Genomic DNA, 15,714 nt, shown 5'->3' on the forward strand with positions numbered 1-15,714 from the left:
CGGCGCGGAGAAACAGGCGGCCGCTACCGGCCGATACGGCCTGGATTCTAATACATCAATGTATCTGGATTCAATGGTGAATCCGAAACTGCGTCCGATGCTAAACTTGCCGCCATGTCAAAAGTCCGTCTTACGCGAGAGCAAAGCCGTGACCAGACGCGGCAGCGTCTGCTCGACGCTGCGCAATCGATTTTTCTTGCCAAGGGGTTCGTGGCCGCCAGCGTCGAGGACATCGCCGAGCAGGCGGGGTACACGCGCGGGGCGTTCTATTCCAATTTCTCCAGCAAGTCCGAGCTCTTCCTGCAGCTGCTCAAGCGCGACCACGAAAGCGTGATGGCCGACATGCGCGCCATCTTCGAGGACGGCGAGTCGCGTGCGCAGATGGAGGCGCGGGTGCTGGAGTATTACTCCACGCACTACCGCGAGAACGATTGCTTCCTGCTGTGGATGGAAGCCAAGCTGCAGGCCGCCCGCGACCCGGAGTTCCGCGTCGGTTTCGCGACCTGTATGCGCGAGCTGCGCGAGGCCACCACCGAATACATCCGCCAGTTTTCGGCCCGCGTCGGCACGCCTTTGCCGCTGCCGGCCGAACAGCTGGCGCTGGGCCTGCTGGCCCTGTCGGACGGCATGCAGTTCAGCTATGCCTTCGATCCGCAGGCCGTCACCCCGGAGATGACCGAGGCCGTGCTGGCCGGATTCTTCCGCCGCGTGGTGTTCGGCGAATCCGGCCCGCCGCAGGCGGAACAGCCCTAGGGCAGCAGCTCGGAAATCTCGATCAGGTTCAGGTCGGGGTCGCGCAGGTACACCGAGCGGATCTTGCCGGTGGCCCCGGTGCGCGGCACCGGGCCTTCGATGATGGCGGCGCCGGCCTGGCGCAGCCGCTCGATGACTTCATCCAGCGGGCGATCGGCGATGAAGCACAGGTCCAGCGCGCCCGGCACCGGCAGATGGGCCTTGGGTTCGAACTCGCGGCCGCGCACGTGCAGGTTGATCTTCTGGTTGCCGAAACGCAACGCCTGCCGGCCTTCCCCGAAAGTTTCCAGGCGCATGCCCAGGATACGGGTGTAGAAATCCACTGTGGCTTCCGGGTCGGTGCAGGTCAGGACCAGGTGGTCCAGATGGTCGATCATGAGGGCTCTCCGGCTGGCCGCCTGCATTGGGATCGAGTTTGGCAGACGGCGCTTGGCCGTGATAGTAATACTTGCGGCGCGCAGCCGGACTGAGGGGGGCGCGCGCCGGATTTTCCCACCCTCGCCGCAAGGATCTGCTGCATGACTTCAGAAACCCGGCCATCCACCATAAACCGACCCGTGTTCTTTCCCGCGGCCCTGTTCACGCTGCTGCTGGTGGGCTTCGCGATACTCGCGCCCAAGGCCGCGCAAAGCCTGTTCGGGTCCGTGCAAAGCTGGATACTGGGCAACGCAAGCTGGTTCTACATACTGGTGGTGGCCATCATTCTGCTGGCCGTGGTGTTCCTGGCGGTCAGCCGCTACGGCGACATCAAGCTGGGCCCCGACCACAGCGAGCCCGACTACCGCAACTTCACCTGGTTCGCCATGCTGTTCTCGGCGGGCATGGGCATCGGCCTGATGTTCTTCGGCGTGGCCGAGCCGGTCATGCACTTCATGTCGCCGCCGGTGGGCGAGGGCGGCACGGTCGCGGCCGCGCGCGAAGCCATGAACATCACCTTCTTCCATTGGGGCCTGCACGCCTGGGCCGTGTACGCGGTGGTGGCGCTGATCCTGGCGTTCTTCAGCTATCGCCACGGGCTGCCGCTGACCCTGCGCTCGGCGCTCTATCCGCTGATCGGCAACCGCATCCACGGGCCGATCGGCCATGCCGTCGACATCTTCGCCATCATCGGCACGGTGCTGGGCGTGGCGACCTCGCTGGGCCTGGGCGTGGCGCAGATCAACAGCGGCCTGAACCAGCTGTTCGGCATCTCGGTGGGCGTGCCCACCCAGATCGTCCTCATCATCATCACCTGTGGCCTGGCGACCCTGTCGGTGGCCAGCGGCCTGGACAAGGGCATCCGCATCCTGTCCGAAACCAACCTGGCGCTGGCGGCGGTGCTGCTGCTGTTCGTGCTGGTCGCCGGTCCCACCGTGTTCCTGCTGCAGACCTTCGTGCAGAACACCGGCGCCTACCTGTCCGACATCGTCAACAAGACCTTCAACCTGTACGCCTACGAACCCACCGACTGGATCGGCGGCTGGACCCTGTTCTACTGGGGCTGGTGGATCGCCTGGTCGCCCTTCGTGGGCCTGTTCATCGCGCGCATCTCGCGCGGACGCACCATCCGCGAATTCGTGACCGGCGTGCTGCTGGTGCCGGCCGGCTTCACCCTGTTCTGGATGACGGTGTTCGGCGATACCGCCATCCACATGATCCTGGTCGACAAGGTGCAGGGCTTCGCCGAGGTCGTGCAGGCCGATTCGTCGCTGGCGCTGTTCGCGTTCCTCGACCAGCTGCCCTGGAGCAGCGTGCTGTCGGTCATCGCCATCGCGATGGTGGCCGTGTTCTTCGTGACGTCGGCCGACTCCGGCGCGCTGGTGGTGGACCTGCTGGCTTCCGGCGGTTCGGACCGCACGCCCGTGTGGCAGCGGATTTTCTGGTCGCTGCTGATGGGCGCGGTGGCCATCGCGCTGCTGCTGGCCGACGGGTTGACCGCGCTGCAGACGGCCACCATCGCCAGCGCGCTGCCGTTCTCCATCATTCTGCTGCTGTCCCTGTGGGGGCTGTTCAAGGCGCTCAAGCTGGACGCCACCAAGCGCGGCATCCGCTACCAGTCGCTGACCCTGTCGCGTCCGGCCCGCGGCGGCCAGTCCTGGGAGCGGCGCCTGCGCAACATGGTCATGATGCCGCGCCGCGCCCACGTGCTGCGCTTCATCGCCGACGTGGTGCGCCCGGCGCTGGAAGACGTGGCCGACGAACTGCGCCGCCAGGGCTACGCCGTGGCCGTGCGCGACGACGAGAACGAAGGCGCCGTCACGCTGGAGGTCTCGCATGGCGATTACCTGGACTTCTGGTACGCGGTGCGCCCCGAGGCCTTCGTGCGGCCCAGCCTGACGCCGGAAGAGGCGGCCGACGAAGACGAACGCAAGTACTTCCGCGCCGAAGTCCACCTGCGCGAAGGCGGGCAGGACTACGACATCATGGGCTGGAGCCGGGATGCCGTGATCGGCGACATCCTCGACCAGTACGAACGGCACCGCCATTATCTGCACATGGTCCGCTGACGCGCGCCGCCGCACCATCCATCGCCGCCGGATTTTTCCGGCGGTTTTTTTTCGCCGGGCCATCCCCGTTCATCGGCAATAGGCCGACGCTATGTAGGGTTTTGCGTTTTCTTCTTTGACGAAATCTACGATTTCAAGGATTATTCAAAGCCGTGTCTTTGATAAATAACGAGACGGGCATGAGATCGAATTCTGGAACGTGGAAGGCGGGCGCCGTGGTGCTGGCGGTGGCGCTGGCCGGCGCGGGGCTGTACTGGAAGTATGGCGGCGCGAAGCAGAGCGGCGGCTGGAGCATGGCGCCGGTCAAGGTGGCGGTGGCGGCGGCGCAGCAGGCGGATTTCCCGGTGACGCTGGGCGGCATCGGGTCGCTGGAGGCCACGCGCCAGGTGCAGGTGGCCGCCGAGGTCGACGGCCGCCTGGCCCGCATCCTGTTCTCGCCGGGCGAGCGGGTGCGGGCCGGCCAGCTGCTGGCGCAGCTCAACGACGCGCCCGAGCAGGGCGAACTGGCGCGGCTGCAGGCCCAGGCCCGCAATGCGCGGGCGCAGCTGGAACGCACCCGCCGCCTGCTGCCGCAGCAGGCGGCCACGCGCGAGCAGCTGGACCAGGCCCAGGCCGACTACGACCAGACGGCCGCCGATATCAGGCGGGTGCAGGCGCTGATCGAGCAAAAGCACATCAAGGCGCCGTTCGACGGCGTGCTCGGCGTGCGCCGGGTGCACCTGGGGCAGTTCCTGCGGGCCGGCGATCCGCTGGTGTCGCTGACCGACGCGTCCATCATGTACGCCAACATCACGCTGCCCGAACAGGCGCTGGGGGCGTTGCAGGTGGGCCAGCCGGTGACGCTGACGGTCGACGCCCATGCCGGGCGCGAGTTCACCGGCAAGGTCACCACTGTCGAGCCGCAGGTGGACCCGGGTTCGCGCACCGTGCGCATCCAGGCGACGCTGCCCAACCCCGACGGCGCGCTGGCGGCCGGGATGTTCGCGCATGGCGAGGTCGGCCTGCCCGCCCGTCCCGGCGTGATCACCGTGCCGGAAACCGCCATCAGCTACAGCGCCTACGGCGATTCGGTCTATGTGCTGACCCCGCCCGAGGCCGGGCAGGAGTCGGCCTCGCCGACCGTCAGGCAGGCCTATGTCAAGACCGCCGAGCGCGTGCGCGGCCGGGTGGTCGTGACCGAGGGCCTGCGGCCCGGCGACCGGGTGGTGACCTCGGGCCAATTGCGGCTGCACAACGGCGCCGCGGTGGCCGTCAGCCCCGACGACACGGTGGCGCTGGACGGCGCGCCGCGGGCCGTGGCGCAGGCTCGGTGACGGCGCGGAGACCGATATGAAATTCACCGATCTCTTCGTGCGCCGGCCGGTGCTGGCCCTGGTGGTCAGCACCCTCATCCTGCTGCTGGGCATCAAGGCCCTCTGCCGGTGCGGCAGTATCCGCTGACCGAAAGCACCACCATCACCATCACGACGCAGTATCCGGGCGCCTCGCCCGACCTGATGCAGGGCTTCGTGACCCAGCCCATCGCGCAGTCGGTGGCCACCGTCGAGGGCATCGACTACCTGTCCTCGTCCTCGACCCAGGGGCGCAGCGTCATCACGGTGCGCATGAAGCTCAACGCCGATTCGAACAAGGCCATGACCGAAGTGATGGCCAAGGTCAACGAGGTCAAGTACCGGCTGCCGCAGGACGCCTACGACCCGGTGCTGGTGAAGTCCTCGGGCGAGGCGACCGCCGTGGCCTATGTGGGCTTCTCCAGTTCGACCCTGTCGCTGGCCGCGCTGACCGACTATCTGTCGCGCGTGGTGCAGCCGCAGCTTTCCTCGATCGACGGCGTGGCCAGCGTGGAGCTGTACGGCGGCCAGAAGCTGGCCATGCGCGTGTGGCTGGACCCGTTCCGCATGGCCGCGCGCGGCATCTCCGCCGGCGAGCTGGCCGACGCGCTGCGCCAGAACAACGTGCAGGCCGCGCCGGGCCAGGCCAAGGGCCTGTACGTGGTGTCCAACATCCAGGTCAACACCGACCTGGTCAACGTGGCCGAGTTCCGCGACATGGTCGTCAAGCACGATGGCGACGCCATCGTGCGGCTGGGCGACGTGGCCACGGTCGAGCTGGGGGCGGCGTCCTCGGATTCCAGCGGCCTGATGGACGGCGAGCCGGCCGTGTACTTCGGGCTGAACGCCACGCCGGTGGGCAATCCGCTGGTCATCGTCAAGCGCCTGAACGAACTGCTGCCCGGCATCAAGCAGAACCTGCCGCCGGGAACCAGCGTGCAGGTGCCGTTCGAGCTGGCGCGCTTCATCAGCGCCTCGATCGACGGCGTGGTGCGCACGCTGCTGGAGGCCGTGGTCATCGTGGTGGCCGTGATCTTCCTGTGCCTGGGCTCCTTGCGGGCGGTGCTGATCCCGGTGGTGACGATCCCGCTTTCCATGCTGGGCGGAGCGGCCATCATGGCCCTGTTCGGCTTCAGCGTGAACCTGCTGACCCTGCTGGCGATGGTGCTGGCCATCGGCCTGGTGGTGGACGACGCCATCGTGGTGGTGGAAAACGTGCACCGCCACATCGAGGAGGGCAAGTCGCCGGTGCGCGCCGCGCTGATCGGCGCGCGCGAGGTGGCCGGGCCGGTGATCGCCATGACGATCACGCTGGCCGCGGTGTACGCGCCCATCGGCCTGATGGGCGGGCTGACCGGCTCGCTCTTCAAGGAGTTCGCCTTCACGCTGGCCGGGGCGGTGGTGGTCTCCGGCGTCATCGCGCTGACGCTGTCGCCGGTGATGAGTTCGTTCCTGCTGGACAGCCGCGTCTCGGAAAACTGGATGGCGCGCCGCGCCGAGCATTTCTTCGGCTGGCTGGGCGCGGCCTACGGCCGGCTGCTGGACGTGTCGCTGCATCACCGCTGGGTCACCGGGCTGGTCGCGGTGGCGGTGCTGATCAGCCTGCCGTTCCTGTACAACGCGGCCCAGCGCGAGCTGGCGCCGGTGGAAGACCAGTCCACCGTGCTCACCGCGATCAAGTCGCCGCAGCACGCCAACATCGACTACGTGGAGAAGTTCGGCAAGAAGTGGGACGACGTGATGAAGACCCTGCCCGAACAGAACGGGCGCTGGCTCATCAACGGTTCCGACGGTGTGTCCAACAGCATCGGCGGCGTGGATTTCGTGCCGTGGGAGCAGCGCAGGCGCTCGGCCGACGAGATCCAGGCCGACATGCAATCCATGGCCAACCAGGTCGAAGGCAGCAATATCTTCGCTTTCCAGCTGCCATCGCTGCCGGGCTCGACCGGCGGGCTGCCGGTGCAGATGGTGCTGATGAGCGCGGCCGACTACCCGGTGGTCTACGAGGCCATGGAAGCGCTCAAGCAGGCGGCGCGGGAAAGCGGCCTTTTCATGGTGGTAGACAGCGACCTGGACTACAACAACCCCGTCGTGCGCCTGAAGGTGGACCGGGCCAAGGCCAACAGCCTGGGCGTCACCATGAAAGCCATCGGCGATACTCTGGCCGTGCTGGTGGGCGAGAACTACGTCAACCGCTTCGGCATGGACGGGCGATCGTATGACGTGATTCCGCAGAGCCTGCGAGCCCAGCGTATTTCGCCCGAATCGCTGGCCCGCTACTACGTCAAGAGCGCCAGCGGCGCGCAGGTGCCCCTGTCGAACCTCGTGAGCGTGTCCATGGGCGTCGAGCCCAACAAGCTGACCCAGTTCAACCAGCTCAACGCCGCCACCTTCCAGGCCATCCCCATGCCGGGCGTGACCATGGGCGACGCGGTGCAGTTCCTGACCCGCCAGGCGCAGGCGCTGCCGGCCGGCTTCAGCTACGACTGGCAGTCCGACGCGCGCCAGTTCAGCCAGGAAGGTGCGGCGCTGATGATCACCTTCATCTTCGCCATCATCGTGATCTACCTGGTGCTGGCGGCGCAATACGAAAGTCTGCGCGACCCCTTCACCATCCTGGTGAGCGTGCCCATGTCCATCTGCGGCGCGCTGATTCCGCTAGCGCTGGGCATGGCCACGGTGAACATCTATACCCAGATCGGGCTGGTGACGCTGATCGGCCTGATCAGCAAGCACGGCATCCTGATGGTGGAGTTCGCCAACGAGATACAGGTCAGCCACGGGCTGGACCGGCGCGCCGCCATGGAGCAGGCCGCGCGCATCCGCCTGCGCCCGATCCTGATGACGACCGCCGCCATGGTGATGGGGCTGATCCCGCTGCTGTTCGCCACCGGCGCGGGCGCGCACAGCCGCTACAGCCTGGGCCTGGTCATCGTGGTGGGCCTGCTGGTGGGCACGCTCTTCACGCTGTTCGTGCTGCCCACCGTCTACACCGTGTTCGCCCGCGACCACCGGGCGGCGAGCGATACGCCGCGCGCCCGGGAACTGGCGCTGGCGCAGGCCGAGGACGCCGCGGCCTGAACGAAGGAATCATCATGAAACACTCGACCCCGGATTTTCCTCTCCGCACACGGCTGCGCCGCGGCGCCGTCGCGCTGCTGGCGGCGCTGGCCGCCGCGGGCTGCGCCGTGGGGCCCGACTACCGGGCGCCCAGGCCCGATCCCGTCACCCTGGCCAGCCCCGAGCAGGCCCTGTTCTCCACCGACCGGGTGCAGCGCGACTGGTGGAAGCAGTTGCAGGACCCGCAGCTGGACCGGCTGATCGCGCTGGCGCTGGAGCGCAACCTGGACATCCGCCAGGCGCAGGCGCGGCTGGCCGAATCGCGCGCGGTGCTGGACGAGCGCGAACTGGACCGGCTGCCCGCCGTGACTCTGGGCGGGGGCTACGAACGCAGTCTGTCGCAGGCCAATCCGGGCCCTGCCGGACGGCGCAATCTGGCCGAAAGCTACCGGGCCGGCTTCGACGCCACCTGGGAGCTGGACCTTTTCGGACGCCTGCGCCGGGCGGCCGAGGGCGCGGCGGCGCGCAGCGAGCAGCAGGCCGCCGACCTGGCCCAGACCCGCATCGTCGTGGCCGCCGAGGTGGCGCGCAATTACTTCGAGCTGCGCGGCGCGGAACAGCGGCTGGCGGTGGCGCGCGCCAATCTGGCGAGCCAGCGCGACAGCCTGCGCGTGATCCAGGCGATGGTGACGGCCGGGCGCGGCGACGAGGGCGACCTGGCCAGCGCGCGGGCCGAACTGGAAACCGTGCAGGCCAGCGTGCCGGTGCAGATCGCGGCGCGCCGGCTGGCGTTGTACCGGATCGCGGTGCTGGCGGCGCTGCGCCCAGTGGAGCTGGGCGAGCTGGAGGCGGGCAAGCCCCTGGCTCCGCTCAACGTGCGCCTGCCGATCGGCGACGTGAGCGCCTTGCTGTCGCGCCGTCCCGACGTGCTGGCGGCCGAGCGCGGCATGGCGGCCGCCAACGCGGACGTGGGCGTGGCCACCGCGGAGCTGTATCCGCGCATCGACCTGGGCGGCTTCCTCGGCTTCGTCGCCCTGCGCGGGGCGGACTTCGGCTCGTCGTCCAGCCGCGCGTTCAGCGTGGCCGCCGGCGCCGACTGGCCCGCGTTCCACCTGCCCACGGCGCTGGCGCGCAAGCGCGGCGCGGTGGCGCGGGCCGACGGCGCCACCGCCGGCTACGAGCAGACCGTGCTGCGCGCGGTCGAGGAACTGGAATCGGCGCTGACCGAATACGGCCAGACCCAGCAGCGCCTGGGCAGCCTGGTGCAGGCGGCCGCGCACAGCGGCCGGGCGGCGGAGCTGGCGCAACTGCGCTACCGCGAAGGCAGTGCGCCGTATTTGACGGTGCTGGACGCCCAGCGTACGCTTTTGCGCGCCCAGGACGCCGTGGCCGTGGCCGAAACCGAGTCCTATACCCGGCTGATCGCGCTGTACAAGGCGCTAGGCGGCGGATGGGAGGCGCCGGACGCCGGCTGACCGGCGGCCGCGGTTCGTGGCACCATAGCCGAACATCCCAGGCAAACATCCGGAGAATCCACATTCATGTCTGACAGCCCGTCCCGCCCCGTCGTCTGGGAGCACCAACCCGCGGACCGCGTGCTCATGACCTTGAAGACGCGCGGCCCGCAATCCGTGACCGTCATCGCCAAGGCCCTGGACGTGACGGCCGAGGCGGTGCGCCAGCAGATGGCGCGCCTGCACGCGGAAGGACTGGTGGATTGCGAAAGCCATAGCGCCGGCCGCGGACGGCCGACGCAGATCTGGTTCCTGACCGATGCCGGGCACGGCCGCTTTCCGGACACGCACGCCGAAATGACGGTGCAGATGATCGGCGCCATCCGCCAGGTGTTCGGCGAAGAGGGCGTCGAAAAGCTGATCGCGGCGCGCGAAGCGGCCATGCTCAACGGCTATCGCCAGGCCATGCAGGGCGCGCGCAGCCTGAAGGAGCGCCTGGAGCGGCTGGTGGAAGTCCGCTGCGCCGAAGGCTATATGGCCGAGCTGCGCAAGGACGGCCCGGACTTCCTCTTCATCGAGAACCATTGCCCGATCTGTTCCGCGGCGAAAACCTGCATGGGCTTTTGCCGCAGCGAACTGGAACTCTTTCACAAGGTGCTCGGAGACGAGTTCCGGGTCAGGCGCGAGGAGCACATCCTCACGGGCGCGCGCCGCTGCGCCTACCGCATCGACAAGGCCGGATAAGCCCTCATGAGCCGGGCGGCTCCCAGCCGCCCAGCGCCTTGTAGAGCGCTACCGCATTGACCAGCCGGCGCTGCTGCAGCCGGATGAATTCCTGCTCGGACTCGAACAGGCTGCGCTGCGCCTCCAGCATTTCCAGATAACTGGCCACGCCGCGCTCGTAGCGCCTTTCGGTCAGGCGCTGGCGGTCGCGATCGGCGTCGCGGACCTTGCGCTGCGCATCGATCTGGGCGCGCAGCGTGTCGCGCGCGGAAAGCGCGTCGGCCACTTCGCGAAAGGCCTGCTGGATGCTGCCTTCGTACTGCGCCACCGCGATGTCCTTGCGCGCCTCGGCCAGCGACAGGTTGGCGCTGTTGCGTCCGGCGTTGAAAATGGGCAGCGTCAGCCTGGGCGCGAAGGTCCAGGCGCCCGTGCCCGCGCCGAACAGGTCCGAGAAGCTGCCGGCCGTGGTGCCGATGTCGGTCGTCAGCTGCACGGACGGAAAGAACGCCGCGCGCGCCGCGCCGATGTCCGCATTGGCGGCCCGCAGCATGTCCTCGGCCTGGCGCAGGTCCGGGCGCCGGGCTAACAGGGCCGAGGGCAGGCCGGCGGCCAGCGGCGTCAGGCTCTGGCTTTCCAGCGTGACGGCGTCGGTGTCCGGCGGCAGGGTGAAGTCGCCCGCCAGCAGGCCCAGGGTGTGCACGGCCTGGCGGTATTCCCGGCTCAGCTCGGCATGCGTGGCGCGCGAGGATTCCACCAGCATCTGCGCGGTGCGCAGGCCCACCGCGGTTTCCAGCCCGGCGTCGTAGCGGCGCTGGGTGAGCTTGAGCGTCGCCTCGCGCAGCGCCAGCGTGCTGTCGGTCAGGCGCAGCTGCTCGGCCAGCGAACGCTGGTTGAAGTAGGCCGTGGCCGTTTCCGACACCAGCGACAGCGTGGCGGCGCGGTGCGCTTCCTCGCTGGCCAGGTAGCGCGACAGCGCGGCGTCGCTCAGGCTTTTCACGCGGCCGAAGAAATCCAGCTCGAACGCGGCGATGCCGACGGCGGCGCGATAGCGGTCCGCCACCGGCATGCGCGGCTGGCCCGGTTCGACGGCGCGTCCGCGGCTGAACTCGGCCGCGCCGTCGATGGCGGGCAGGCGGTCGGCCTGCTGCACGCCGTACAGCGCGCGGGCTTCCTGGATGCGCAGCGCCGCCACCCGCAGGTTGCGGTTGTTGCGCAAAGCGGCGTCGATCCAGGCCTGCAGCGCCGGGTCGTTGAAATAGGCGCGCCAGTCCTGCGGCATGGCGGCTTGTCCGTCGGCGGCGGGCGCGCCGTAGGCCTCGGGGACCGGCGCGGCCGGACGTTCATACACAGGGGCCAGCGAGCAGCCGGCCAGGGCCAGCGCAAGCAGGGGTGTTGCCATAGCCTTCATGGCGAGGTCTCCAGCGGTTCGCGGCCTTGCGGACGCGCGGGGCGCACGCGCATGCCGAGCGCGCGGCCCACGATGAGAAAGAAAAGCGGCACCAGGAAGATGGCCAGCACCGTGGCGGTGACGATGCCGCCCAGCACGCCCGTGCCGATGGCGGCCTGGGCGCCCGACGCCGCGCCGGTGGCCAGCGCCAGCGGCAGCACGCCCACGCCGAAGGCCAGCGAGGTCATCACGATGGGCCGCAGGCGCAGCCGCGCCGCCTCCAGGGTGGCGGACACGATGCCCTGGCCGTCGCGCACCAGGTCCTTGGCCACTTCGACGATCAGGATCGCGTTCTTGGCCGACAGCCCGATCGTGGCGATGAGGCCGACCTTGAAGTAGATGTCGTTGGGCATGCCGCGCAGCGTCACGCCCAGCAGCGCGCCGATCACGCCCAGCGGCACCACCAGGATCACCGCCAGCGGGATGGACCAGCTTTCGTACAGCGCGGCCAGCGCCAGGAACACGACCAGCACCGACAGCGCGAACAGCATGGGCGCCTGGTTGCCGGACAGCCTTTCTTCATACGACTGTCCCGACCAGTCGAAGCCGATGCCGCGCGGCAGCTCGGCCGCCAGCGCCTCCATGGCGCGCATGGCCTCGCCGCTGCTGTGCCCGGGCGCGGCAGCGCCGTTGATGGTGAAGGAAGGAAAGCCGTTGTAGCGCTCTAGCTGCGGCGGTCCCATCGACCATTTCAGCGTGGCGAAGGCCGACAGGGGCACCATCTGGCCCTGCACGTTGCGCACGTGCAGGCGCGACACGTCGTCCATGTCGACGCGGCTCCTGCCGTCGGCCTGCACGGTCACGCGCCGCACCTGGCCGTTGAGCATGAAGTCGCCGATGTAGTCCGACCCGTACATCACCGCCAGCGCGGTGTTGATCTCGTCCATCGGCACGCCCATGGCCTGGGCCTTGTCGCGGTCGATGCGCAGCTCCAGCTGCGGCGCCTCTTCCTGGCCGGCGAAGACGACCTCCGCGAGCGCGGGATGCTCGGACGCGGCCGCCAGCAACTGCCGGCGGGCCCGGGTCAGCGCCTCGTAGCCCAGGCCGCCGCGGTCCTGCAGGCGGAAGTCGAATCCCGACGTGGAGCCCAGGTCCGGCAGCGGCGGGGCGTTCAGCGCATGCACCATGACGTTCTTGCGGTCGGCGAAGGCGTCGTTGATGCGGTCCACCACGGCGTTCACGTGCAGGTCGGCGGCGCCGCGCTCCTTCCAGTCCTTCAGCGTGACGAAGAACATGGCCGAATTGGGCCCGCTGCCGTAGTTGCTGAAACCGTTGACCGAATACACGTACTCGACGGGTTCGTTCTCCATCATGTAGCGCTCGACCTCTTTCACCATCGCCATGGTTTCGGCCTGCGGCGACCCCTGGGGCAGGATGACCATGGCCATGAAGCTGCCCTGGTCCTCGTCCGGCAGGAAGGAAGAGGGCAGCCGCGCGAACAGCAGCGCCGCCGCGGCGATCACCGCCAGGTAGGCCAGGCCGAAGCGCACGGGGCGCGCCAGCACGCCGGACACCCGCGCCGTGTAGCGCGCGGTCAGGCGCGCGAAGGCCCGGTTGAACCAGCCGAAGAAGCCGCGCTTGTCGTGATGGCCGGCGGCGATGGGCTTGAGCAGGCTGGCGCACAGCGCCGGCGTCAGCGACAGGGCCAGGAAAGCCGAGAAGGCGATCGAAACGGCCAGCGTCACGGCGAACTGGCGGTAGATATTGCCCACCGCGCCGTCGAAGAACGCCATGGGCACGAACACCGACACCAGCACCACCGTGATGCCCACGATGGCGCCGCTGATCTGGCCCATGGCCTTCACCGTGGCCGCGCGCGGCGGCAGTCCCTCTTCGGCCATGATGCGCTCGACGTTTTCCACCACCACGATGGCGTCGTCCACCAGGATGCCGATGGCCAGCACCATGCCGAACATCGTCAGCACGTTGATGGAATAGCCCAGCCCCAGCATCACGCCCAGGGTGCCCAGCAGGGCCACCGGCACGACCAGCGTCGGGATCAGCGTGGCGCGCAGGTTCTGCATGAACAGGTACATCACGCAGAACACCAGCGCCACGGCTTCCAGCAGGGTCATCAGCACCTTGCTGATGGAGATCTCGACGAAGGTGGAGGTCTCGTAGGGAATGTCCCAGGTCACGCCCGGCGGGAAGTACTGGGCCAGCTCCTCCATGGTCGCGCGGATGCGCCGGGTGGTGTCCACGGCGTTCGAGCCCGGGGCCAGCTTGATGCCCAGGCCGGTGCCCGTCATGCCGTTCACGCGCGACAGGTACATATAGTCGGTGCCGCCCAGCTCCACCCGGGCCACGTCCTTCAGGCGCAGGGTGGCGCCGTCCGGCTGCGCGCGCAGCGGAATGTTGCCGAACTGCTCGGGCGTGCGCAGGGATTCGCCGGCGACGATGCTGGCGTTCAGCGGCGCGTCCTTGGGCACGGCCTGGTTGCCCAGCTCGCCGATGGTGACGCGCGCGTTGTGGCTGCGCAGGGCCGAGACGATGTCGCCCGGCGTCAGGGACATGGCCGTCAGCTTGGCCGGGTCCGGCCAGATGCGCATGGCGGCCTCCGCGCCGAAGGCCTGCACCTTGCCCACGCCTTCCACGCGGCGCAGCGCCTGCAGCACGTTGGAGGCGGCCAGCTCGCCAAGCTGCATGTCGTCCAGGCTGCCGTCCGACTTCAGCGACACCACCAGCTGGATGTTGTCGGCCGCCTTCTCCACGCGCACGCCGTCGCGGCGCACGGATTCGGGCAGGCGCGGCTCCACCGCCTTCAGGCGGTTCTGCACTTCCACGGCCGCCAGGTCCGGATTGGTGCCCTGCTTGAAGGTCAGGTTGATGCTGGCCCAGCCCGTCGAGTCGCTGCTGGACGAGGTGTACATCAGCCCCGGGGCGCCGTTCATCTCGCGTTCGATGATGGCGGTGACGGCCTCTTCGACCACCTTGGCCGAGGCGCCGGGATAGCTTGCGCCGACGTTGACCACCGGCGGTGCGATGTCGGGATATTGCGCCACCGGCAGCGCGCGGATCGACAGGATGCCGACCAGCACGATGAGCAGCGAGATCACCCAGGCGAAGACGGGGCGATCGATGAAAAAACGCGCCATTGCGGTTTATCCTTGGTGGCCGGATGCGGGCGCGGCTGCCCGTTCCACCGGCTTGATTTTCTGTCCCGCCGCCAGTTGCGCGGCGTTCTCGACGACGATGCGCTCGCCGCCCGCCAGTCCCTGCGTGACGACCCAGTTCGGGCCTTGCAGCCGCTGCGCGGTGACGGCGATTTTCTGCAGTTCCCCGTCCGGCCCGGCGGCCAGCACGTGCGCGCCGTCGGCGTTGCGCAGCAGGGCGTTGCGCGGCACCAGGTAGGTGTCGCGGTTGATCGCCTGTTCCAGCCGCACCCGCACGTACATGCCGGGCAGCAGTTCGCGGTTCGGGTTTTCGAACACGGCCCGCATCGTGACGTTGTCCGTGCCCGGGTCCACCGCCAGGTCGGCGAAGGACAGCGCGCCGCCGCGGCCGTACTCGGTGCCGTCGGGCAGCAGCAGCCGCACCCGCACCTGTTCCGGCGCCACGCCCTCCAGCGCGCCCGCGCGGATCTGCTTCTGCAGCTGCATCACCTCGGCGGCCGGCTGCGCGAAGTTCACGTAGATGGGGTCGATCTGCTGCACCACCGTCAGCGGCGTGGCCTGGCCTTCGCCCACCAGCGCGCCCTCGGTCACCAGCGCGCGCCGCGCGCGGCCGTCGATGGGCGAGGTGACGCGCGCATAGTCCAGCTTGAGCCTGGCGCTTTGCAGGTTGGCGCGGGCCAGGGCGACTTCGGCGCGGGCCTGGCGTTCCTGGGCCACGCTTTCGGCGTGGTCGCGTTCGCTGATGGCGCGGTCCGACACCAGGTCGGCGTAGCGCCGCAGCTTGTCGGCGGCGGCGGACAGGTTGGCCTGGGCGCGCGCCAGGTTCGCGGCTTCGGAGTCGTAGGCGGCCTGCAGCGGCGCGGGATCGATCTGGAACAGCGCGGCGCCGCGCGCCACGTCCTGGCCTTCCTCGTACAGGCGGGCGGTCACGATGCCGGCCACGCGCGCGCGCACTTCCGCTTCGCGGTAGGGCTCCAGGCGGCCCGGCAGTTCGGTGGCGACGCTGGTGGGCGTGGCCCGGGCGACGATGACGCCGATCTCGGCCGGGGCGTCGGCGGCTTGCGGGGTTTCGGGCTTCGAGCACCCGGTAATAAGAATTAATACGGAAGATAGGGCGAGCGTGCGTAGGGAGACTTTTTGCTTCATTTTTGAAATTGTCTTGATGGGCCCGCGGCGGGGCTTACGTGGGGAAAGGCGCCAACTTTCCCGGGTGGGGAAGCGAGTCTATCATTTAATCCGTCACGCTTGATTAATTATTTTGTTCGGAAGTATGCTCTTCGCTTCACACATGTTCACAGTGTCCAAAAAGGCGGCTTCGAGGCCGCCTTTTTTTTGCACCCCGTTTTT

At 68.7% G+C, this 15,714-nt stretch carries 9 protein-coding genes and 1 pseudogene; 6 read left to right on the forward strand and 4 right to left on the reverse strand.

Annotation, left to right across the window (positions count from 1 at the left end; genetic code table 11):
- Positions 1-114: 114 nt before the first annotated feature.
- Positions 115-753, forward strand: coding sequence for a TetR/AcrR family transcriptional regulator (locus C1I89_RS20055; protein ID WP_102774333.1), 639 nt, complete (start codon positions 115-117; stop codon positions 751-753).
- On the opposite strand, the gene C1I89_RS20060 is transcribed toward C1I89_RS20055, so the two are convergent.
- A complete protein-coding gene (locus tag C1I89_RS20060) occupies positions 750-1,130 on the reverse strand; it encodes a VOC family protein (RefSeq protein WP_102774334.1) in 381 nt (126 codons plus the stop codon). The two genes, C1I89_RS20055 and C1I89_RS20060, sit on opposite strands and share 4 nt — an antisense overlap.
- A gap of 141 nt (positions 1,131-1,271) precedes the next feature.
- Between C1I89_RS20060 and C1I89_RS20065 the strand changes: the two genes are divergently transcribed.
- The 5 genes and pseudogenes from C1I89_RS20065 to C1I89_RS20085 all read left to right on the forward strand — a co-directional run bounded on the left by C1I89_RS20065 (position 1,272) and on the right by C1I89_RS20085 (position 9,828).
- Positions 1,272-3,239 (forward strand): BCCT family transporter, encoded by a 1,968-nt coding sequence (locus C1I89_RS20065; RefSeq protein ID WP_102774335.1) that lies wholly within the window; start codon positions 1,272-1,274, stop codon positions 3,237-3,239.
- A gap of 179 nt (positions 3,240-3,418) precedes the next feature.
- Positions 3,419-4,552 (forward strand): efflux RND transporter periplasmic adaptor subunit, encoded by a 1,134-nt coding sequence (locus tag C1I89_RS20070; protein ID WP_102774336.1) that lies wholly within the window; start codon positions 3,419-3,421, stop codon positions 4,550-4,552.
- A gap of 16 nt (positions 4,553-4,568) precedes the next feature.
- Positions 4,569-7,651: pseudogene (locus tag C1I89_RS20075) on the forward strand (MexW/MexI family multidrug efflux RND transporter permease subunit).
- A 14-nt stretch (positions 7,652-7,665) separates the two neighbouring features.
- On the forward strand, positions 7,666-9,105 hold the full coding sequence (locus C1I89_RS20080; RefSeq protein ID WP_102774337.1) for an efflux transporter outer membrane subunit: 1,440 nt from the start codon (positions 7,666-7,668) through the stop codon (positions 9,103-9,105).
- A gap of 66 nt (positions 9,106-9,171) precedes the next feature.
- Positions 9,172-9,828, forward strand: a complete 657-nt coding sequence (locus C1I89_RS20085) for a helix-turn-helix transcriptional regulator (RefSeq protein WP_102774338.1) — start codon at positions 9,172-9,174, stop codon at positions 9,826-9,828.
- 4 nt (positions 9,829-9,832) lie between these two features.
- Here the strand turns inward: C1I89_RS20085 and oprZ are convergent, their stop codons facing one another.
- From oprZ to C1I89_RS20100, 3 genes are read right to left on the reverse strand one after another with little or no spacing between them, the layout of a single operon-like run.
- Positions 9,833-11,215 carry a multidrug efflux RND transporter outer membrane subunit OprZ gene (gene oprZ, locus C1I89_RS20090; RefSeq protein ID WP_102774339.1) on the reverse strand — a complete coding sequence of 461 codons (1,383 nt, stop codon included), beginning with the start codon at positions 11,213-11,215 and terminating at the stop codon, positions 9,833-9,835.
- The gene (locus C1I89_RS20095; protein WP_102774340.1) at positions 11,212-14,349 is read right to left on the reverse strand and encodes a multidrug efflux RND transporter permease subunit; all 3,138 of its coding nucleotides are present in this window, start codon (positions 14,347-14,349) and stop codon (positions 11,212-11,214) included. Before C1I89_RS20095 ends, oprZ begins: the two co-directional genes overlap by 4 nt.
- Before the next feature lie 6 nt (positions 14,350-14,355).
- Positions 14,356-15,513, reverse strand: coding sequence for a MexX/AxyX family multidrug efflux RND transporter periplasmic adaptor subunit (locus tag C1I89_RS20100; protein WP_102774341.1), 1,158 nt, complete (start codon positions 15,511-15,513; stop codon positions 14,356-14,358).
- Between the last annotated feature and the right edge of the window lie 201 nt (positions 15,514-15,714).

This window comes from Achromobacter pulmonis (assembly GCF_002885955.2).
GTDB classification, from domain to species: Bacteria; Pseudomonadota; Gammaproteobacteria; order Burkholderiales; family Burkholderiaceae_B; genus Achromobacter; species Achromobacter pulmonis_A.

Coding starts and splice junctions, on each gene's coding strand:
- C1I89_RS20055 (WP_102774333.1), top strand. CDS start 115: ATGTCAAAAGTCCGTCTTACGCGAGAGCAAAGCCGTGACCAGACGCGG.
- C1I89_RS20060 (WP_102774334.1), bottom strand. CDS start 1,130: ATGATCGACCATCTGGACCACCTGGTCCTGACCTGCACCGACCCGGAA.
- C1I89_RS20065 (WP_102774335.1), top strand. CDS start 1,272: ATGACTTCAGAAACCCGGCCATCCACCATAAACCGACCCGTGTTCTTT.
- C1I89_RS20070 (WP_102774336.1), top strand. CDS start 3,419: ATGAGATCGAATTCTGGAACGTGGAAGGCGGGCGCCGTGGTGCTGGCG.
- C1I89_RS20080 (WP_102774337.1), top strand. CDS start 7,666: ATGAAACACTCGACCCCGGATTTTCCTCTCCGCACACGGCTGCGCCGC.
- C1I89_RS20085 (WP_102774338.1), top strand. CDS start 9,172: ATGTCTGACAGCCCGTCCCGCCCCGTCGTCTGGGAGCACCAACCCGCG.
- oprZ (WP_102774339.1), bottom strand. CDS start 11,215: ATGAAGGCTATGGCAACACCCCTGCTTGCGCTGGCCCTGGCCGGCTGC.
- C1I89_RS20095 (WP_102774340.1), bottom strand. CDS start 14,349: ATGGCGCGTTTTTTCATCGATCGCCCCGTCTTCGCCTGGGTGATCTCG.
- C1I89_RS20100 (WP_102774341.1), bottom strand. CDS start 15,513: ATGAAGCAAAAAGTCTCCCTACGCACGCTCGCCCTATCTTCCGTATTA.